General features: G+C 57.5%; 23 protein-coding genes. 10 read left to right on the top strand and 13 right to left on the bottom strand.

Features of this window, described 5'->3' with window-relative positions:
- A partial coding sequence (locus tag AMM33_RS15085; RefSeq protein ID WP_194945484.1) for a transposase occupies nt 1-418 on the top strand: 418 nt, incomplete at its 5' end.
- A gap of 36 nt (nt 419-454) precedes the next feature.
- On the opposite strand, the gene AMM33_RS15080 is transcribed toward AMM33_RS15085, so the two are convergent.
- Together AMM33_RS15080 and AMM33_RS15075 are read right to left on the bottom strand one after the other, a co-directional pair.
- The gene (locus AMM33_RS15080) at nt 455-769 is read right to left on the bottom strand and encodes an addiction module antidote protein (RefSeq protein ID WP_090142124.1); all 315 of its coding nucleotides are present in this window, start codon (nt 767-769) and stop codon (nt 455-457) included.
- Nucleotides 766-1095, bottom strand: a complete 330-nt coding sequence (locus AMM33_RS15075; protein WP_090142123.1) for a type II toxin-antitoxin system RelE/ParE family toxin — start codon at nt 1093-1095, stop codon at nt 766-768. Before AMM33_RS15075 ends, AMM33_RS15080 begins: the two co-directional genes overlap by 4 nt.
- A 410-nt stretch (nt 1096-1505) precedes the next feature.
- Between AMM33_RS15075 and AMM33_RS15065 the strand changes: the two genes are divergently transcribed.
- Nucleotides 1506-1946, top strand: coding sequence for a PACE efflux transporter (locus AMM33_RS15065; protein ID WP_090142121.1), 441 nt, complete (start codon nt 1506-1508; stop codon nt 1944-1946).
- A 117-nt stretch (nt 1947-2063) separates the two neighbouring features.
- Here AMM33_RS15065 and AMM33_RS15060 read toward each other — a convergent pair whose 3' ends face one another.
- Nucleotides 2064-2351 (bottom strand): TIGR03643 family protein, encoded by a 288-nt coding sequence (locus AMM33_RS15060; protein WP_255350703.1) that lies wholly within the window; start codon nt 2349-2351, stop codon nt 2064-2066.
- A 333-nt stretch (nt 2352-2684) separates the two neighbouring features.
- Here AMM33_RS15060 and AMM33_RS15055 point away from each other — a divergent pair, with 333 nt between their 5' ends.
- Together AMM33_RS15055 and AMM33_RS15050 are read left to right on the top strand one after the other, a co-directional pair.
- Nucleotides 2685-3416, top strand: a complete 732-nt coding sequence (locus AMM33_RS15055; RefSeq protein ID WP_228768164.1) for a ChaN family lipoprotein — start codon at nt 2685-2687, stop codon at nt 3414-3416.
- A 23-nt stretch (nt 3417-3439) separates the two neighbouring features.
- Nucleotides 3440-3946, top strand: coding sequence for a low molecular weight protein-tyrosine-phosphatase (locus AMM33_RS15050; RefSeq protein WP_090142118.1), 507 nt, complete (start codon nt 3440-3442; stop codon nt 3944-3946).
- A 22-nt stretch (nt 3947-3968) separates the two neighbouring features.
- On the opposite strand, the gene AMM33_RS15045 is transcribed toward AMM33_RS15050, so the two are convergent.
- The 3 genes from AMM33_RS15045 to AMM33_RS15035 are packed head-to-tail and all read right to left on the bottom strand — an operon-like array spanning nt 3969 to nt 8235.
- On the bottom strand, nt 3969-5075 hold the full coding sequence (locus AMM33_RS15045; protein ID WP_090142117.1) for a lipocalin-like domain-containing protein: 1107 nt from the start codon (nt 5073-5075) through the stop codon (nt 3969-3971).
- Nucleotides 5076-5080: 5 nt separating this feature from the next.
- Complete coding sequence (locus AMM33_RS15040; protein ID WP_194945483.1) at nt 5081-7618, bottom strand: FtsX-like permease family protein; 2538 nt, start codon at nt 7616-7618, stop codon at nt 5081-5083.
- Nucleotides 7612-8235: an ABC transporter ATP-binding protein gene (locus AMM33_RS15035; protein WP_090142115.1), complete on the bottom strand. Its 624-nt coding sequence runs from the start codon at nt 8233-8235 to the stop codon at nt 7612-7614. The genes AMM33_RS15040 and AMM33_RS15035 overlap by 7 nt, the downstream gene beginning before the upstream one ends.
- A 213-nt stretch (nt 8236-8448) precedes the next feature.
- On the opposite strand from AMM33_RS15035, the gene AMM33_RS15030 reads away from it, so the two are divergent.
- Complete coding sequence (locus AMM33_RS15030; RefSeq protein WP_090142114.1) at nt 8449-9864, top strand: 3'-5' exonuclease family protein; 1416 nt, start codon at nt 8449-8451, stop codon at nt 9862-9864.
- Nucleotides 9865-9940: 76 nt separating this feature from the next.
- The gene (locus tag AMM33_RS15025; RefSeq protein ID WP_228768163.1) at nt 9941-11893 is read left to right on the top strand and encodes an IGHMBP2 family helicase; all 1953 of its coding nucleotides are present in this window, start codon (nt 9941-9943) and stop codon (nt 11891-11893) included.
- Between the two features lie 283 nt (nt 11894-12176).
- On the opposite strand, the gene AMM33_RS15020 is transcribed toward AMM33_RS15025, so the two are convergent.
- The 5 genes from AMM33_RS15020 to AMM33_RS15000 form a co-directional block, all read right to left on the bottom strand.
- Nucleotides 12177-12530, bottom strand: a complete 354-nt coding sequence (locus AMM33_RS15020; RefSeq protein WP_090142112.1) for a helix-turn-helix domain-containing protein — start codon at nt 12528-12530, stop codon at nt 12177-12179.
- Between the two features lie 10 nt (nt 12531-12540).
- A complete protein-coding gene (locus tag AMM33_RS15015) occupies nt 12541-12900 on the bottom strand; it encodes a type II toxin-antitoxin system RelE/ParE family toxin (RefSeq protein ID WP_090142111.1) in 360 nt (119 codons plus the stop codon).
- Nucleotides 12901-12989: 89 nt separating this feature from the next.
- Nucleotides 12990-13202: a hypothetical protein gene (locus tag AMM33_RS15010; RefSeq protein WP_090142110.1), complete on the bottom strand. Its 213-nt coding sequence runs from the start codon at nt 13200-13202 to the stop codon at nt 12990-12992.
- Nucleotides 13199-13606 carry a type II toxin-antitoxin system VapC family toxin gene (locus tag AMM33_RS15005; protein ID WP_090142109.1) on the bottom strand — a complete coding sequence of 136 codons (408 nt, stop codon included), beginning with the start codon at nt 13604-13606 and terminating at the stop codon, nt 13199-13201. Before AMM33_RS15005 ends, AMM33_RS15010 begins: the two co-directional genes overlap by 4 nt.
- Entirely contained in the window at nt 13603-13932 is a 330-nt protein-coding gene (locus tag AMM33_RS15000) for an antitoxin (protein ID WP_090142108.1), read from the bottom strand. The genes AMM33_RS15005 and AMM33_RS15000 overlap by 4 nt, the downstream gene beginning before the upstream one ends.
- A gap of 42 nt (nt 13933-13974) precedes the next feature.
- On the opposite strand from AMM33_RS15000, the gene AMM33_RS14995 reads away from it, so the two are divergent.
- From AMM33_RS14995 to AMM33_RS14980, 4 genes are all read left to right on the top strand, one after another.
- The gene (locus tag AMM33_RS14995) at nt 13975-14175 is read left to right on the top strand and encodes an AAA domain-containing protein (RefSeq protein ID WP_090142107.1); all 201 of its coding nucleotides are present in this window, start codon (nt 13975-13977) and stop codon (nt 14173-14175) included.
- Between the two features lie 117 nt (nt 14176-14292).
- The gene (locus tag AMM33_RS14990; RefSeq protein ID WP_090142106.1) at nt 14293-14652 is read left to right on the top strand and encodes a type II toxin-antitoxin system RelE/ParE family toxin; all 360 of its coding nucleotides are present in this window, start codon (nt 14293-14295) and stop codon (nt 14650-14652) included.
- The gene (locus tag AMM33_RS14985; RefSeq protein ID WP_090142105.1) at nt 14649-14936 is read left to right on the top strand and encodes a helix-turn-helix domain-containing protein; all 288 of its coding nucleotides are present in this window, start codon (nt 14649-14651) and stop codon (nt 14934-14936) included. Before AMM33_RS14990 ends, AMM33_RS14985 begins: the two co-directional genes overlap by 4 nt.
- Entirely contained in the window at nt 14929-15222 is a 294-nt protein-coding gene (locus AMM33_RS14980) for a C-terminal helicase domain-containing protein (RefSeq protein ID WP_090142104.1), read from the top strand. The genes AMM33_RS14985 and AMM33_RS14980 overlap by 8 nt, the downstream gene beginning before the upstream one ends.
- A gap of 388 nt (nt 15223-15610) precedes the next feature.
- Here AMM33_RS14980 and AMM33_RS14975 read toward each other — a convergent pair whose 3' ends face one another.
- Both AMM33_RS14975 and AMM33_RS14970 read right to left on the bottom strand, forming a co-directional pair.
- Nucleotides 15611-17206: a hypothetical protein gene (locus AMM33_RS14975; protein WP_194945482.1), complete on the bottom strand. Its 1596-nt coding sequence runs from the start codon at nt 17204-17206 to the stop codon at nt 15611-15613.
- Nucleotides 17172-18218, bottom strand: coding sequence for a nucleoid-associated protein (locus AMM33_RS14970; protein WP_090142102.1), 1047 nt, complete (start codon nt 18216-18218; stop codon nt 17172-17174). The genes AMM33_RS14975 and AMM33_RS14970 overlap by 35 nt, the downstream gene beginning before the upstream one ends.
- Between the last annotated feature and the right edge of the window lie 190 nt (nt 18219-18408).

Genomic DNA, 18408 nt, shown 5'->3' with positions numbered 1-18408 from the left:
AGCCAAGCTCAAACCGGAGGCGGCAGCTGAACTGGATGCGTTGATGGCCAAGATGACCGTCAAACGCACGGCCAGGGCGTGGTCCTACAAAGAGCAGTTGCGTGAGATCCTTGATCGAAAGCAGATCAACGTTGTGCGAACCATGCTGGATCACTGGTGCACATGCGTGATGCGCTCCAAGGTCGAACCGATGAAGGACGTTGCCAAGATGATCCGCGCTCATATGGAAGGCATCGTGGCCTGGGCGCAGACACGCCAGACCAACGGATTCCTCGAAGCCATCAACGGTTTGTTCCAGGCATCCAAGCGTCGTGCGCGTGGGTTTACGCGAATCACAACGATCAAGACTGTCATCTTCTTGATCGCCGGGAGACTCGACTTCCACGCTATCAATCCTCATGCTGGGCAACCCACTTGAAATTCATCAGAGCCAAAAAAGTTGTCAAAAAAGACATCAAACTTGAGGCCGCGCCACCGATAAGTGCAATCCGGTGGCGTTCAACACAGCCAACCAGGTTTTGAGTGTGGGGTTGCCGCGTGGACTGAGTGCCCGGTACAAGCTTTCGCGAGGCATGCCCGCTCTCTCGGCCACCGCAGACATGCCTTGCGCCTCGGCGATGTGCCGCAAAGCCGCCAACAAAGCTTGTTGACCGCCGGGTTGATCAGCTTGATCCAGTGCAACGGCGAGGTATTCTTTGGCAAACTCAGGATCGGCTTTGAGCATCTCCACAACGGCTTCGTCATGCGGGCGGCTGGTTCTGATGTTCATTTGAGCTTTCTCCTGTTTTGCCAGTCCAGCCAGTAACGGTGGGCCTGTTCAATGTCCGCTTGCTGTTTTCGCTTGTCATCACCGACCAACAGCAAGATCAAGCGCTGTCCGGCCTGTGCGTAGTAAATCCTGTACCCCGGCCCCCAATCAATTCGGGCCTCCCAAACGCCTTCGCCAACCGGTTTCACATCGCCAAAATTGCCGCTGGCCATTCGGCCTACCCGAATCAAAATTCGGGCTCTGGCTTGTCGATCCGCCAGTGACATCAACCACAGTGCATAAGGGTCATCGCCTTGCGCGGTCAGGTAATCACCAACTTCAAACATGTGAATTATAAGTTACAAGAAAATTCGACCGCATCAGAAAGGCAAGCCGGTAACCCATAAAATCAAATGGCGTGAAGGTGTTTTCACAATTAACCCCATAAGCGTTTTGAACTCATTGAGTTTAGCGGCGTGAGTCATTCGTGAGTCATAAAGTACGTATTGAAAAATCCATAGGCGACATGGCTGCCTTTCGACGCGGCGGGCTGGACCGCAGCCCGTTGCGCACCAGCGCATCCCCTCAAGCTGAGCCGTTGGCCGCAAACGGCCAACCAGTTGGCGATGTCAATGCAGCTTTGGCATTCTTGAGCCGTCAAGGCGGCCAAGCGCCTGACGAGGATGACGTGTTAACTTCTGAAACACGCGCCTGCTAGTGCTCTTTCCTTGCTGTTCACCTCACCGCCTTCCCCAACATGACCCCCACCACCCGCCGCGTTTTCCAGGCCCTTTTGTACGAAGCCATTGCCATCGCTGTGGTCGGGCCCGTGTTGAGTGTGGCTTTTGACAAGTCGCCCACCTCCACCTTGGGCCTTGCGGTCGTGTTGTCGAGCATTGCACTGACGTGGAACTACGTTTTCAACTGGCTCTTTGAGCGCTGGGAGTCGCGCCAATCGGTGCGTGGCCGCTCCTTTGTCAGGCGGCTGGCCCACGGGGCGGGTTTTGAGGGCGGGCTGGTGATCATTCTTTTGCCCGTCATGTCGCTGTGGCTCGACATTTCGCCCACCGCTGCCTTGGTGGCCAACTTGGGTTTGCTGGCGTTCTTTTTCTTCTATGCCATCGCATTCACCTGGTGCTTCGACCGGGTCTTTGGGTTGCCCGCATCTGCGCAGGCGGGCGATGCAGAGCGGGGCTGATGGCGGTGAAGCCGCCATCGACCTTGCGCGAAAGGGATGCCGCCAAAGGCGTGTTGTTGTCCACGGCGTGGCGGCGCCTGGTGGTGTGGTCGTGTCCGCTTGTCGTGGTTCAATCCATCAGCAATTGCCGCGTCGGTGGTCGGCAATCAAATGGTCGTCGAATTTCATGTCTGGGCTTCTCAGCGCCCGGTGTTTGGTCGTTCGGCCTTTCATGCGCTTGCGCCACATCCGGAAAGAATTGGGCTGAAGCTCGTGCCGCATGAGGCGAATGACATCCGCTTCCGACCAACCCATGCGCTCCCGAATGGTTTCAAACGCAGTCCGGTCTTCCCAGGCCATCTGAATGATGACGGAAATATCCCCCTCGGAAAGGCTGGCAAGACGCTCTGAAAATTTGGCCTCCACGGCACTTCCTTCTGTGTAAATGATGACGCGGCGATAACGAGGGCCGCGTCAAACATTGCCAGTGTGCCCCGACAAACCAATTCCCCAGACCTCATTGGGGGGATAGCCCCAAGCGGGTGCCATCCTCCGGGCTGCCTGCCATAAGCTTTGGGAAGTTTTTTATCGGTCCAGTGAACATTTGCCTTGCAAAAAATGAACAACGCCAGCATTCGTCTGCATCGGCTTCGCTGCGCCCTCGCGGTTTTTTCTCTCGCAGTCCCCAGCACGTTTTTTGCCGCGGCCTCGCAAAGCCCTGATGCCAAGACACCCCAAGACAGTACAAAGATATTCTTTTTGGGTGAGGTTCATGACAACGAACACGGTCACCAACGCCGACTGGAGCGGGTCAGGCAACTGATCGAACAAGGGCCACAACCCGTGGTGGCGATGGAGCAGTTTGACCGTGAAAAACAAGCCGTTTTAGACGCTGCGCTGTCGCAATGCCCAGACGTGGATTGTGTTGTGGCCAAAGCGGGAACGACTGGCTGGGAGTGGCGTTTTTACAGGCCTTATGTGCAATGGGCACTGGACAAAAAAATCAAACTGGTCGCGGCCAATTTGTCAAATGTGGATGTTCGCAAAGTCATGACCCATGGCTTTGCCGCTGTGTTGGGCCCGCAAATGGTTGACAAGTACAAACTCAAGCAGATCCCCGGTCAACTTCTGAGTGCACAAAACAAAGCCATCCAGGAGGGCCACTGCAACATGTTGCCCACCCAAGCGATTGGCCCCATGGTTCAGGGGCAGATCGCACGCGATGTGTGGATGGCCCATGTGGTCAATGGTGTTTCGAATGCCCCCGTTGTGCTGATCGCTGGCAACGGCCATGTCAGAAAAGACGCGGGGGTCATGCAGTGGCTCACGCCCCAAAACCAGGCCAAAACCCAAGTGCATGGGTATGTTGAAAACACCGATCAAAATGATGCCGAATGGTACGACCATGTGCATGTGGTGCCCCAGGTTGAGCGTGAAGATCCGTGCCTGGTCTTCACGCAAAATCGCGCCCCCAAACCGACGAAAAAATAAACCACCCCAAGACCCGCCACGACATGAGCGAAGCCACTTACAAAATCCTGTTCGTCTGCATGGGCAACATTTGCCGAAGTCCCACAGCCGAAGCTGTTTTCTTCAAACGGCTGTCTGAGCGCAATCTCTTGCACAAGGTCCAAATTGACTCGGCAGGCACGCACAACTTTCACCCCGACGCGCCACCCGATGAGCGCAGCCAAAAGCATGCACTCAAAAGAGGCTACGAGCTTGCACACCTGCGGGCCAGACCTGTCGTGGATAGAGACTTTGAGGAATTCGATCTGCTCTTGACTATGGACTGGGACAACCGTGCGCTTTTGGAAGAAAGATGCCCTTCGACCCACCAACACAAGATCCGGGGTTTGGCGGAGTTTTTGCTCACCACGCAGGCCCCGGTCATCCCCGACCCTTACTACGGTGGAGACCATGGTTTTGAGCATGTGTTGGACTTGATTGAAGAAGCCAGCGAAGGCCTGGTGAAATTCGTCAAACACAAAGTGCAGTCTGCACAGCCACCAAGCCCATGACAGTCTCAAAATCCTGCAAGGGTCAAATTTTCAAAGGCGCGCCGTAACCCGTCAGCTCCAAATAACCATGGCCGAGCAAACGTTCGCCCTGCATCAGACTGACCGCGCCTTCCCAATAAAAACCGCCTGTGCTGGCGCGTGCATCCACCTCTTGGCCCAGCATGAGCGGCACCAATCTGAAGCGCTGATCGCCCACCCACAAGTCCATGGGGATGGGGTAGTCGATCAAGGACTTGGCGCGCCAACGGCCTGCGCTCTGCCACCGCAGGCCCTGCCAGCCTTTGGCTGGGCGACCTGCTGCGTCACGGGCGTCCACATGGGCATAAATCGCAGCCGCTTTGTCGTTGCGTATCTGAAAAGCCATCAGCGTGCCGCCGTCCAGCAAGTTGATGCCCAGCCAGTCCCAGCCCACAGCCCCGGCCATCAACAATTGGCTGGACCACTCGTGATCAAACCAAGCTTTGCCCACCAGTTTTTGGGTCTCTTTTCCCACCGTCACATCGGCCTTCACACCCAAAGGCGCACGGCTGTAATAGTGGCTGGCCTGCAAGGCCTCGGGGCCTTTGGACGAAAAACCCTCTTGGCCGCGCAAAAGGGCGGGCTGCGCCGCGCTGGCATCAAAAGACACGGCAAAACCTTCGCCTGCAAAGCGGCCTGTGTACACCTCGCCCGCTGAGCCTTGCTCTCGGCGCAAATGCCAATCCTCAAACTGCACATCGGTGTCCGAAGTTTCTGCGCGTCGCAAAGCACCGCCCAAACGCCCCGCACGGTTGGCATGCAAAAAAACATTTTTGTGGGCCACTGCCAAGGCCGCATGCGCAAAAAGCAATTGCGTTGGCGCCAGCCGACTGGGGTTCTCGGGCGCATGCTGGGTTCGGCTGCGGAAAAAGGTCAACTGAAACCCCATGGCCGATGGTCCCTCGCCCAGCCAACCCGTCAGGTACCACCACTCGGTGCGGTACTCGGGGTGCGAGCCGTAATCTCTGGGAAAGTTCAAGCGGCGCGGCTTGACCGGCGGGTAAAACGGGGTGTCTGCAGCTGCCGCTTGGGCAGGCCAAGGTGACAAACCGGCCACCATCATGGCAGCAGTCTGGATGGCGAGCCGCCGATTGGAAGGGGGTTGTGTCATGCGGTTTACCAATCGGCCCTCAGGCTCTCAGCCAAGCGTTTTGAATCCAGTCCTTGGCCTGCCGCCCAGCGTGCGGCCAACACGCCCAGCATCAGCAGCATCGCACTGATCACCCACCATTGCCCCACATCCCAGTGCGTGTTCATGGTCCAGTGAAAAGACTCGGGGTTCACTTTGTGGATCAAGATCTGGCTCATCAAACCACCCAAAACACTGGCCCAAACCACCGCCACAGCCAAGAGCAAGCCAACCTCTAGCGACACCAGGCGCAAGCTGTCTTTGTGTGAAAGCCCCAAGTGCGCCAGCAAGCCGAACTCGCGCCGTCGCAAAAGCAACTGACCCGTGACGCCCGCCGCCACCGAAAACAAGGCCACAAACAAAGCGGCGGCCTCCAGAGCGTAGGTCATGGCAAAACTGCGGTCAAAAATTTTGAGCGAGAGCTGGCGCACATCGCTGGCACTGACCCATTTGAGCTGCGTCAATTCAGGCACTTGGGCCTGTATGCGGGAGATGACTTGCGCTGTGTCTGCGCCGTTCTCCAGCCAAACCGAAACACTGGATCGCGAACGGTCCCCCGTGAGGGCTTCGTAGTCTGCGGTTGACATCACCACAGAGCCATGTTGGCGGCCATAGTCTCTGTACAAGCCGCCGACCCACACCTTGGATGGGCCCTGCGGGTTCAGAGGCAAGCTGGCGACTTCGCCCACACGCCAGCCGTACAAATCGGCCATGGCCTCGGAGCCAAAAACCACCCTATGCTTGGGGCCATCCGCAGGCGGCAACTTGGACAAACCGACCAGAGCGACAGACTGCATGGGGTCTTGCCAATTCACAGGCTTCGCGATCAAGACCACCTCAGGGCGGTCGTTGACCAGGCGCAGGTTTCTTTGCCGACTGGTTTCCACCTTTTGCACTTGGGGCACTTGGGCCACCAAGGCTTGCACCGATGGGTCAAACCCCGGCTGATCCACCATGGACTGGCTGCTGGTGTACAGGTCAGCGGGCAGCACCAAACCCAACCAATCGGAGACCGAAGTTCTGAAGCTGCTGACCATGACCATCATCGCCACCGTCAATGAAAACGCCGCCACCGTGCCCGCGATCAAAGGCGTGGCCGCAGAGGGCGCTTGCGCCAGCCGCCAAACGGCCAAGCGCACCACCGCCGGAACACGCACCGCCGCCACCCTGCGCGACAGCCCACCCCAGAGCTTGGACAAAATCCAAGGCACAGCCAAGAGCCCGGCGCACAGCAGGGCCGCAATCGCCCCGTAGGCAGCCCAGGGCAAGCCACCCAGCGTGGGCAACATGAGCAGAGTGATGGCCATTGCAGTGCACAGCAGACTCCACTTCAAGGTGGGCAAGCTCAGCACCAGTGTTTCGGCTTGGCCTGCACGCAACAAAGCCATGGGCCGCCGCCAGTTGATTTGCGACAAAGGCAGCCACGCCGACGCCAAACCCATCAGCACCGCGGACATCGCAAAAACGAACAGGGCCACCCAGTCAATGACCATGGCCGCAGGCGCACCCGAAAAGTAATTGCCGCCCAAGTCACCCCCCACGATGCGCATCAAAACGGCTGCCAACAACAAGCCCATGCCCACCCCCAACGCACCGCCTAAAGCGCCGATCAGCCCGCCTTGCGCCCAAACAAAGCGCCGAAGCCACGACTCGCTGGCCCCCAGCACACCCAACAAAGCCAACTCGGCCCGCTGACGAACAATGGACAAATGCACCGCTGTGGACACCAAAAAGCCCCCCGTGAGCAAGGCCACCATGGCCAGCACCGTCAGGTTCACCCGGTAGGCCCGCGACAGCAGCGACATGCGCCGGTCGCGGTCTTGCGTGGCCACCAATTGCAGGGGTTCAGACTGCGCTTTCAAGGCATCACTCAGCCCCTGTGTGCTTTGCCAGTCTTCCAGGCGCAGGTCCAGCCGGGACACCCCACCCAGGCGGTTGAAGGCCCATTGCGCACTGCCAATGTCCATCACGCCAATCACTTGAGATGCAGCGCCTGGCACCTCGCCTGCCACCCGCAAAGACACCGAATCCAGGCCATGCCGCAGATTGATGCTGTCGCCCACTTTGACATTCAAAGCGTCCAAGGCCGCACGCGACAAAAACAGCGCCTTGGCATCAAACAAATCACTGGCATCGCCTGCTGCTGAGGGCAACAAAGACGGCGACACAACGGCGGCCTTGAAAACATCCAGGCCCAGCACCGTCAGTTGGTCGGTGCGCACCACCAGCACAGGGCTCACGGTGTGAATGCCCAAAGCCGCTCTGCGGCGGTCCCAATCTTCGATCTGCCGGTCATCCATCTCGCCCAAAGGCGCAACCAACTGGGCCGACGCTTGGCCATTGACCGTGTCCAGGGCTTGGCCAAACGAGGCCAGAGCCGAATGGTTCACGGTATGGATGGCCACCGCCAGCATCACGCCAATGGCCACCATCACCAGCGCCACCAACCAGCGCGTCCAGGCCTGGATGGAAGCGCCCTTCAGCAGCCACCAGAACAGCACCTGCTGGCCCGTCAACTTCAACACACCAAACCCTTTTTGGTCAGGCGCAGCGTTCTGCCCATGGCCCTTGCCGCCTCGTCCGAATGGGTGACCATGACCAGGCTGGTCTGGCGCTCTCGGCACAAGCCCACGAGCAGGGCCAGAGTCTTGGCGGCAGTGTCGGTGTCAAGATTGCCGGTGGGCTCGTCGGCAAACACCACCTTGGGCCGATGCACCAGCGCACGCGCCAGTGCCACGCGTTGCTGTTCACCACCAGACAAACTGGTGGGCTTGGCGTCCAGCCGTGTGGCCAAGCCCAAGTCCCCCAACAGTTCCCGCGCCGACTGCGCGGCGTCCTGACCCGACGCGCCGCCCAACAAACAAGGCACCATGACGTTTTGCAGCGCTGACAAATGCGGCAACAGGTGAAATGCCTGAAACACAAAGCCCATGTCTGCTTGGCGGCAAGCGCGCCGCTGCTCAGCCGACCATGCAGAGGTGGGCTGGCCAGCCCAATGCACCTCGCCTTGGGTGGGGACTTCGAGCCCGGCCATGATGTTCAGCAAGGTGGACTTGCCGCAGCCTGACGTGCCTTGAATGGCCACATGCTCACCCAATGCCAAGTCAAACGACAAGTCTTCAAACAGCCATTCGCCGGGCATGTGGGCATGCCCCACTGAAATTAAACTTAAAACAGACATGAATCCGAGCCGTGGTGCGTGAGGGGAGTGTGCGGTGTGCTGGAGGCGTGATGCCAGAACGCCTGTGCCACTGATTATGGTTCGCGCCGCCAAGCTTTGCGCAATGGGCCTGACAGCCATCACACTTTGTGGGTTTAGGTACGATCCCCACTTACGCCCACCCATGGCCCAACCATGAACCCCCCAGACACCGAATTCCCTGTTCTTGCCTTTGTCGACATCGAAACCACGGGTGGCAACTCCGAACGTGACCGGATCACCGAAATCGGCATCAAGACACTGGACCAAGGCCAAGAAACAGTTTGGGAAAGCCTGCTGGACCCCCAAACCTTCATCCCGCAAAACATCCAAAGGCTGACGGGCATCACGCCGGACATGGTGGCGGGCCAACCCCCATTTGACGAACTTGCGCTGCAAATCAAAAAAGAGTTGGAAGGCAAGATCTTTGTCGCGCACAACGCCCGTTTTGACTACGGCTTCATCAAAGCCTCTTTTAAGCGCTTGGGTCTGGATTTTCGGCCCAAGGTGCTGTGCACCGTCAAGCTCTCGCGGCTGCTGTTTCCGCAGCAGGCCCGGCACAACCTGGACACCATCATCGCAGCGCACGGGCTCACGGTCAGTGCACGGCACCGCGCCTTGGGCGACGCCGATTTGCTGCTCCAGTTTTGGCGTGTGTGTGAAAAAACCTTTGGCCCAGCGCGCTTGCTGGAAGCGGTCAATGAGTTGCTGGGCAGTGTGAGCTTGCCGCCCCACATCAGCCAATCTGTTGTTGACGCCATTCCCGACACGCCGGGCTGCTACATTTTTTATGGCGAGCACAAAGCGCCTTTGTACATCGGCAAAAGCATCACGATGCGCAGCCGCGTCATGAGCCATTTCCAAAGTGCTCTCACCGTGCGCAAAGAGATGAAACTGTCCCAACAGGTGCACCACATCGAATGGATCGAGACGGGCGGCGAGTTGAGCGCTTTGATCTTGGAGGCCAAGCTCATCAAAGAGCGCATGCCCAGCGCGAACATCAAGCTGCGCCGCTCCAAAGACCTGTGCGCCTGGCAATTGAGCCCAGAACCTTCCGGCCTGCAACGCCCCACACTCATCACGCACAAGCATTTGCAACCTGGCTTTCAAGACCATTTGTACGGGCTCTTTAGCAACAAGAAAGAAGCGCTGGCTTACTTGGCAGCCGTCGCTAAAAAATACCAACTGTGTGAGGCCCTGCTGGGCCTGGAGAAGGTGGAGGAGGGCAAGCCTTGTTTTGGCTACCAAGTCAAACAATGCCAAGGCGCTTGCATTGGCCAAGTGTCCTTGGCGGTGCACAACTTGAAGCTGCAAACGGCCCTTCAGCTTTACAAGGTTCCGGTTTGGCCATTTGAGGGGGCAGTCGCCATCAAGGACGGCCACAGCATGTTGGTGATCAACAAATGGTGTTACTTGGGCACCGCCAACGACCACGATGAGCTGGACGACATCGCTCGCTCTGAAGACTTTGAGTTTGATCTCGACATTTACAAGGTCGTCAAAAAGGCCATGACTGGCTCACACAAAACCCATGTGGTGAAACTTTCGTCTCACACCTCTACCTTTGACTGACCAAGACCCGACCCTCACCGCGCTTGGCGCTGTTCAACATGATGTTCAAAGTGAGTTACGCCATGTGCGTGCGCTCATGCACCTTGAGCAACAGGAAGACCAGGCGCAGTTCAAGCTCAAAAACGCCAGTGCCAGCATCAAAGAGCGCCGTCGGCGTGGCCTGACCTGGTACCCCGTCACCATCACCCAAGAAGACATCGGTTTTGGCGGCAAGGTGGTGCTGGAGCTGGAGCGCCCAGCGCATCGGCAAGACCTGCACTTGTTTCAGGTGGGGGCGGCTGCGGCGCTGTTCAGCAGTGCGCCCGGCTACTCGGGGCCTGACCGGCCCGTGGTGAGCGGCGTGGTCACCCGCGTGCGGCGCAACAAGCTGCTGTTGGCCACCACCAAAGAAGCGCTGCCCGACTGGGTGCTGGACGGCAGTACGCTGGGTGTTGACCTGACCTTTGACGAGGTCAGCTACCGCGAGATGAACCAGGCCCTGAGCGCGGTCATGGCCGCACACGGCAACCGCTTGGCCGAACTGCGCGACGTGCTGTTGGGCGCCCGACAGGCAACTTTTCGCGAGCCCCAAGCCGACGACCTGTTTTACCCCAGTGCGCTCAACGACTCGCAGCTGGCCGCTGTGCGCCATGTGGTCACGGCGCAAGACGTGGCCATCATCCACGGCCCGCCCGGCACGGGCAAAACCACCACGCTGGTGCAAGCCATTTTGGAAACCATCCGGCGCGAGCGGCGCGTGCTGGTGTGCGCCCCCTCCAACACCGCCGTGGACCTGCTGACCGAAAAGTTGGCTGAGCGCGGTGTGAATGTCATCCGCTTGGGCAACCCCAGCCGCGTGTCGGACCTGCTGCTCAAGCACACGCTCGACGCCGGGGTGATGGCCCACGCCAGCTACGCCAAGATGCACGCGATGCGCCAAACCGCCGAGCAGCACCGCGAGACGGCCAGAGAACTGGCCAAAGAAGGCGTCCGCAATTTTGGTTTTGAGGGGCGACAGCACCGCCAACAGCTGCGCGAAGAAGCACGCACGCTGCGCCAAGCCGCCGACGACTTGGAGCGCTTCATGACCGAGGACGTGCTCGAATCGGTGCAAGTCATCACCTGCACGCTGGTGGGTGCCAGCAACCGCCACATTCGCCACCTGGGCTTTGAGACCGTCTTCATTGACGAAGCCGCTCAGGCCCTGGAGCCGGGTTGCTGGATTCCGATTGCCAAGGGCCAGCGCCTGGTGTTGGCGGGCGACCACCACCAGTTGCCGCCCACGGTGAAAAGCGAAAAAGCCGCCCGCGAAGGCCTGCGCGAAACCTTGTTTGAAAAGTGCATCCAGCGCCAACCCAACACGGCCCGCATGCTGAAGGTGCAATACCGCATGCACGCGCACATCATGGGCTTCAGCTCAGAGAAGTTTTATGGCGGCCAACTGGTGGCACACCCCAGCGTGCGCGACGCTGACCTAGCCGCTTATGACCCGCGCTTTAATGACCCACGTTTTTCGTCCGACCTGCCCGTGGAATTCATCGACACGGCGGGCTGCGCTTATCAAGAACTGGCCATTCCTGAGAGCCGTTCAACCGCCAACCCCGAAGAAGCCCACTTGCTGCTGGAGCGCCTGGCGCAGCTGCTTGCGCTGGGCGAACCCACTGCGCCAGATCAGCGCCCACTGACCATTGGCGTGATCGCACCGTACCGCGCCCAAATCAATTACTTGAAAGACGCCATCGAAGACAGCGCCGTGCTGAACGACTTGCTGCTGCAACGCAGGCTGAGCGTGGGCACCGTCGATTCTTTTCAAGGCCAAGAGCGCGACATCATTGCCATCACCTTGACGCGCAGCAACCCCCAAGGCGAGATCGGCTTCCTGTCTGACATCCGCCGCATGAACGTCGGCATGACCCGCGCACGGCGCAAGTTGCTGCTGGTGGGCGATTCGTCCACCCTTTGCAGGCATCCGTTTTTTGGGGAGTTGTTGGCTTATTTGAAGGGGGTGGGGGGCTATCGCACGGCGCATGTGGTGGGCAATCAGGGCTGAAACAGCCGCGACTCGATTCGTCATTGATCCGTCCCGATGAAGTATGAATGACCTGTTTTGTTGATCCATCTTTGTCATCCCGGGCGAAGACCCGGGATCCAGCGTTGAGCATTGCCATTTGCGAAGACCTGCTGTGCACTGTGGATCCCGGCTCAAGGCCGGGATGACAAAGAAAAATCAAACTTCAATGTGCAAAGACAAAATCCAAACTTCACCGTGCCGAATCAATAGCCGTCAGGGGCTTGCAACGCAAGGGGGGTGCTAGTTGTACATCAGTTGGCAACTAGGCCGCTGCCCGTGAACGTCGAGCAGCACCTGCGCGCTTGTTGAGGGTGACTTCACCTCCCAAGTGGTCGATCACCACGGACGGGCGATCAGGAAACTTGGCCACCAGTTCCAGCTTGCCGCCCATGCTCTCCACATAGTGGCGCATCGTTGAAAGCAGCATGTCGCTGCGCTTTTCCAAACGAGAAATGGTGTCCTGACGCACCCCCAAGGCGGCAGCCATTTGCTCTTGTGTTTGCTGAGCTGCATGGCGAAGGTCTTTGAGTGTCGCCAACTCCATGGCCCGATCCTCCACCCGTTTTTTGCGATCTTTGGGCAGCGCAGCCATCACGTCATCGAGTTTTCTTGCCATTTTTGGACTCCTAGGTTGATTGACTCAAAGTGCCCAGATGATCGTCGTAACGCGCATCGGCCACCGTGAGTAAGCGCTTGTAAAACCTGCGCTGATCTGCCCCACCTTTATCTCCACCCACAAGCAAGATGGCTTGTCGGCGGGGATCAAAGGCAAAGGCCACTCGCCAAACCTGACCATTCCAGGAAAACCGAAGTTCCTTCATGTTGCTGTGTCGTGAACCCTTCAGGGTATCGATGGTAGGTCGCCCCAAATCAGGTCCAAACATCGCCAGCAACTTGGCATGTGCCAAGAGTTCGTCTTGAAGCTCCTCGACCAAAGCTTCGAACTCAGCGTTGAAGGCGTCGTGAAACAGAACAGTCCAAGTCATTGCGAAATTATGGACTTAAAGACATATGGAGTCAAATCCATCTTGAGCGACGAACAGAACTTTGACGGCTGCGTGGTGACCCGCTGCTCTTATGTGAATTGCGTGGGGGGCAATCGCACGGCGCATGAGGTGGACATTGAGGCCTGATCTTGCTGCGATTCGTCTACGCTGCTCTTGCTCAAGGCCAGCGTGACTTTCACGCCATCTTCCTTGAACGCCAGCTCGGCAGGCGACGGCAGAAAATCTGCGACCACCTCAACATCTCCCATGGGCTCATCCGTGTAAACGATCTTCTTTTTCACGTCATCCAGTCCTCAATTTTCAAGCCCGGCACCCGCTTGAAGTGCCGTGTGTTGTGGGTTACCAAGGGCAGGCCCAGCGCCAATGCGTGCGCGGCGATTTGGGTGTCCATCTCGCCAATGGGCTGCCCGGTTTGCTGCAGGTGGGCGGCAACTTCTCCATAGTAGTCTGCGGCCTCCAGCGTCCATGGCAAAACGGGCAACTCATTGAGCAGCAAATCAATGGTTCGGCGGCGTTTGTCTTCGGCTTGCAGCAGTGCCTGCCCAAACCGAGTTTCGGCGCGGGTGATGGCGGAGATGGCGACCTCCTGCTTTTTGAGCGCCACCAACATGCGCGTTTGCAGCGCGGCAGAGCTGTTGCGTGCGAAGTAGCCCAAGATGTTGGTGTCCACCAAAAACTTGATCACTTGCGGGCCTTGGTTTTGGCGGTGCGTTTAACGGAGGCTTTGGGGGCTGTTGGCGTATTCCAGTCCGCAAACGGATTTTTGGGTGGATCGTTTTGCCGGCTGGCATCTGACAAAAAGTTGTCGGGCAATGGGTTGTCCGCAATGGCAGCCATCAGCGCATCCAGTCGACGCTGGCGCAATGTTTCCGTGTCCTTGGGCTTGAGCGTGATTTCCCCAGTCACCTCGTTGCGGGCAATCCACATTTCATCGACATCTACGCGAAATGCCTTGGGCAAGCGAATCGCCTGGCTGTGGCCGTTGGTAAAAACTTTGGCGGTAGCGAGCATGGCACCCTCCTTGGAATGTATTCATGAAAACGTACCTACTTTATCACCAGCCGAGTCATTCAGTCAAAGTCAGCCGAGGTCGGCTTCCTGCCTGACATCCGCTGCATGAATGTGGGCATGACCCGCGCACGGCGCAAGCTGCTGCTGGTGGGCGATTCATCCACGTTGTGTCGCCACCCGTTCTTTGGGGAATTGTTGGCTTATGTGAAGGGGGTGGGGGGGGCTACCGCACTGCGCATGTGATGGGCAAACAGGCCTGAATCGGGGATTGCCATTGCGGCAAATGTCACGCTAAGCTAACGCATAAAAAATGCCTACATGCTGACAAAGCATGGATAAAGCGAGACCTAGGGGAGCTGCATGAAAAAGCCAAAAGATAGCAAAAAGGCTATACTCGAAACCCAGTGGACTGTGACCCTGCATCCACTGGCGGAGCGTGAATTGCAGACCATCCCCACCGATATGCAAGCTCGGTTTTTGCACATCGGTGAAATGCTGGAAGAGCTAGGGCCGCAGCGTGTGGGCTTGCCGCACATACGGCCACTGGAAAGCAAGCTGTGGGAAATGCGCATGACGGGCCGCGATGGCATTGCCCGTGCCGTTTACGCCGCCGTTCAGGGGCGCAATATGCTGGTGCTGCACGTGTTTGTGAAAAAGACACAGACCACACCACGAAGCGCGATTGAAACCGCATTGAAACGCTTGGAGGAATCGACGTGAAAAGCCTGAAAGACGTAAAAGCCCAACTGCTGGCCAACCCCGCCGTTCGCCAAGCCTATGACGCACAAGCACCCGAGTTTGAGTTGGCCCGTGAACTGATTGCAGCGCGTATGAAAGCGGGCCTGACGCAAGGCGATGTGGCCGCACGCATGGGCACGACCCAAAGCGTGGTGGCCCGCATCGAAAGTGGCAGGGGCACGCCATCCATGCGAACCGTCCAACGCTTTGCCAGTGCCGTGGGAGCGCGTGCCGTGGTGCGCATGGAGCCTTTGACGGCTGCATGACCTGCTGCTGCAAAGCAGGCCCGGCATAGGCACCGTTGATTCGTTTCAGGGCCAAGAGCGCGACATCATTGCCATCACCTTGACGCGCAGCAACCCCCAAGGCGAGATCGGCTTCCTGTCAGATATCCGCCGCATCAATGTCGGCATGGTCCGCGCACGGCGCAAGCGGCTGCTGGTGGGCGATTCGTCCACGCTGTGCAGCCATCCGTTTTTTGGGGAGTTTTTGGCGTATGTGAAGGGGGTGGGGGGCTACCGCCCGGCGCATGAGGTGGGCAAACAGATTTGAATCGGTGATTGCCATTGCGGCGAAGAGGGAACGCAAGTTTGTTTTGAGCGGATTAGGCTGTTTATCCGATACGGTGACGGGGCTCGCACGGTATTGAAAAGCGATCAAAGGATGAGGTGAGGGCGTTTTCAAGATGGGAAAGCCAGCGGGACATCTAACAGATCGACTGCATTAGGTCAGGGGTTGGACATTGAGCCCTGGCGCACTGGTACCTAACATGTGCACGGCACTGCAGTGAGTCAGGCCGAGTCGGTGTGTGCAAATCTATAGAGGCTGGATTTAGTCTGGGTGCGGCTAGTGCTTAAGAGGCGAACGTCTGCACCTGCATATAGCTGACACCTAAGCGCCATGGGATTCTAAAAAGCCATGCAGAATAGTTCCGTCCGCGTTAATGACCGTTGGCGTTGGGCTTTCCGGATGCAGGCGGAAGCGTCGATAAACCGGTGTTCCGGGGGAACGCAGCGCTTGGAGTTTGTGTTGAAATTGTCCCGTTAGCCGCAGTAGCCGCAGTAGCCGCAGTAGCCGAAGCAGCCGAAGCAGCCGAAGTGACGGACGCCGGTGGCGTGCTCGCGGCCGTTCCCTGCAGAGTACCTAAAAGGCTACCGGCACTCTGCTTGGCGTTTCCGCCCCAAGCAGTCCAAAGAAGGCAGGCTATTACTACTACATACGCGGCGGCGACCCAGCGAACTACGCGCTTGTACTCGCGAGTAGATTCTTCTAGTGGAACATTGGCGAGTTTGTTGAAATCGTCATCATTCATGAAGCCGTAGAGCTTTCGGCGCCATTCGGAAAGGCTGGCAGACGAGATGCTCATGAACTTCGCATTCGTCCGCAGCGATAGGAAGAGACTGAGGACTAAGAAGATCACCGCTCCGCTTAGCAGCGCCCTAAGAGGGCCAGGATTGCTCAGCGGCTTATCGGAACCAAGCAAAACAATGCGGCCAAGGAATACAGTCGCAGCGATCATGAAGTCGCGCCACATCGTGCCTAGAAGATCACGCGTCTGCGCGACAACCTTTGTCACCTCTTCACTGAGAGTCTTCCGCAGATCTCCGAGCGATTTCAGAGTGTCTTTACTCGTCTCCTGAACGTGTGCACGAAACGCTGTCTTTGCAGCCTCAAGCGACAGCACCCCACGAGCCGCAAAACCATCTTTGAAGTTCAATGCATCTGGCCATTCGCGGGAAAGCTCGTAGGTAAAAAGAGCGAAACGAGTGTCGACATCACGTCCCGAGGCATAGACCCACCTTGCCGCTTCTGTGGCAGCAGTGAACAGTTCCGCGGAATATGGAGAATTGAGGTTGCTTTCGATCTTTCTGGGTCGAGTACCTGTGATGACAACTTCTTCGCCGCCCGTCGAGATGACTTCATTGACCAGCGAATGCAGTAGTCGGACGACAGCTAGATCTTTCCATTTATCAAATACCTTCGATGGCACCGGCTCGCCTGAGGTGAGGAGATATGGTGAGATGCTCTTGGGAACTCGTCCACCGACAAAATCTTTGACTAAACGACGAGGATCAGGCACTCGGGCCTCCTCATCTTCCGCCTCTGCTTCAGACGCGTCGTCAGTCCACGGGTCAATCCGGCAACTCTCCGTTTTGAACCGATCGAAGTCACATGCGACCCAGACTTGCCTGACTAAGGACGACACTTCGTAATCGGCAAAGACCGCACCTATTCCATCGGTAGTGAGGCAAAAGGCGGTCGTCGGACTGGAGAACTTCGAGACCTGGATGCGCAGTTCCTGGCCAACTAACTCCGCCGCGGCAGTTGCAAGGTCGACCTGATCGCCCAAGGCATCAATGGCGGAGACTGAATCCACACCTACTGCCGGCAGCGCCGCCAACACTTCTGCCCAGCCGCGTAGTTGCTCCTGGTCAAGGCGACCATGTAAATCGAGCCGATCGAGCCTCTCAGATGACCCACCTCCCGCAAGGAGTATGGCGTCAACCAGCTCGTGGATTCTTATCGCTAAAGTCATCTTCGCTCTTTATTCCACCGGCTTCGATTGTGATCCGAATTCGACCGTCCTCCAATGAGGTCTGACGAACGTTATTTTCGTAGTTCCTATCCCAGATAACCTCGATGCCTTCCGTAGTGATCAACTTTCTCTTTGCGGGACGAGGAACCGAAGCTTTGTGAAATTCGAAAGCTTCGGATTCGATGCGTAGATTCTTCAGTTCACGATCAAATGCCACACGTACAGGCGACTCTTCTGGTAGCGCCCCATAAACGGCCGCGAGGAATGGCTCTTTGTTCGCCGGATCGAACCCCACTGTGTTCTGCACGTATTCATATACACGCTTGTTTAGGTCGTTCATGACAGACGGGCCCAGCATCTCGGAGTGTTTCTTCGCGACATCCCTCGCGATTTTGCATAAAGTGGTCGTCAACATCTCGGGTTGATAGCGACGATTTGCTCCAAGAAAGCCTTGGAAGTATTTTGAAACTTTTGCGGGCGCGGCACGATCGCGCACGCACAGCTCCCCACCTAAGTCGTCAAGCTTGATGAGCACTGACTTTTGAAGAGCATCTGCTGACTTCACGAACGTTTCGTGTGATTCCGCTATGGCCGCCTTTTTTCCTGTTGCCGTCTGCTGGATAGCGTATGTCAAAACTGACTCGTGATCGTACTTGACCAGCGCAAAGTAGGTCTGACCTAGGGACTCCAATACGAAGATCATGAACGCTCCCTCGCTTGTCGCGCCACTGTGCTGGTTCTGAAATTGTGTCGCTAAACTCTTGGTTTCTGCTTCGAATACATTTTGGTCAAGGTTCACTCGCCGAAGCGCGGCCTCAAGCGGTGAACCGTCGGCGAAATTGAACATAAGGCCACCGTTGGTGGACTTGAGTCGCGCTAGAAAGAAATCAGCGAACGGGCTGGGATCCGTTTCCTCGAGCAAAACCATTTTGTCGGCGTCTGGACCCACCACGTGAAAAATCATTCGCGCGATGGTCAGTCCATCGAGTTGCTCCTGCGAAAAAAATGCCATTTTTATCTTTCACTTTCAAATAATTATCTACTGGTTACCGATTGATCGGAGGTGCGGTGCACTAAACAAACGATCTCGTCGGGATTGACTTCAGCCCCTATCTGGCTCATGGCATTAGTTGTTGTCAACGAGCATGACGCTCTAGTTGCCGGAATGTGGTCGTGACAGGGCCCCCTAGGATGTGCACACG

Origin of the sequence: Limnohabitans sp. DM1 (assembly GCF_001269385.1) — a bacterium.
Lineage (GTDB): Bacteria > Pseudomonadota > Gammaproteobacteria > Burkholderiales > Burkholderiaceae_C > Limnohabitans_A.
The sequence above is the reverse complement of the archived record's forward strand: the minus strand, read 5'-3'. Positions and strand labels throughout refer to the sequence as shown.

Excerpts from the sequence above, each read along its gene's own strand:
- AMM33_RS15000 (WP_090142108.1), bottom strand. The coding sequence starts at position 13,932 with ATGCTCGCTACCGCCAAAGTTTTTACCAACGGCCACAGCCAGGCGATT.
- AMM33_RS15065 (WP_090142121.1), top strand. The coding sequence starts at position 1,506 with ATGACCCCCACCACCCGCCGCGTTTTCCAGGCCCTTTTGTACGAAGCC.
- AMM33_RS15050 (WP_090142118.1), top strand. The coding sequence starts at position 3,440 with ATGAGCGAAGCCACTTACAAAATCCTGTTCGTCTGCATGGGCAACATT.
- AMM33_RS14975 (WP_194945482.1), bottom strand. The coding sequence starts at position 17,206 with ATGACTTTAGCGATAAGAATCCACGAGCTGGTTGACGCCATACTCCTT.
- AMM33_RS15030 (WP_090142114.1), top strand. The coding sequence starts at position 8,449 with ATGAACCCCCCAGACACCGAATTCCCTGTTCTTGCCTTTGTCGACATC.
- AMM33_RS15020 (WP_090142112.1), bottom strand. The coding sequence starts at position 12,530 with ATGGCAAGAAAACTCGATGACGTGATGGCTGCGCTGCCCAAAGATCGC.
- AMM33_RS15025 (WP_228768163.1), top strand. The coding sequence starts at position 9,941 with ATGCACCTTGAGCAACAGGAAGACCAGGCGCAGTTCAAGCTCAAAAAC.
- AMM33_RS15080 (WP_090142124.1), bottom strand. The coding sequence starts at position 769 with ATGAACATCAGAACCAGCCGCCCGCATGACGAAGCCGTTGTGGAGATG.
- AMM33_RS15045 (WP_090142117.1), bottom strand. The coding sequence starts at position 5,075 with ATGACACAACCCCCTTCCAATCGGCGGCTCGCCATCCAGACTGCTGCC.
- AMM33_RS14990 (WP_090142106.1), top strand. The coding sequence starts at position 14,293 with ATGAAAAAGCCAAAAGATAGCAAAAAGGCTATACTCGAAACCCAGTGG.
- AMM33_RS15075 (WP_090142123.1), bottom strand. The coding sequence starts at position 1,095 with ATGTTTGAAGTTGGTGATTACCTGACCGCGCAAGGCGATGACCCTTAT.
- AMM33_RS15015 (WP_090142111.1), bottom strand. The coding sequence starts at position 12,900 with ATGACTTGGACTGTTCTGTTTCACGACGCCTTCAACGCTGAGTTCGAA.
- AMM33_RS14970 (WP_090142102.1), bottom strand. The coding sequence starts at position 18,218 with ATGGCATTTTTTTCGCAGGAGCAACTCGATGGACTGACCATCGCGCGA.
- AMM33_RS15035 (WP_090142115.1), bottom strand. The coding sequence starts at position 8,235 with ATGCCCGGCGAATGGCTGTTTGAAGACTTGTCGTTTGACTTGGCATTG.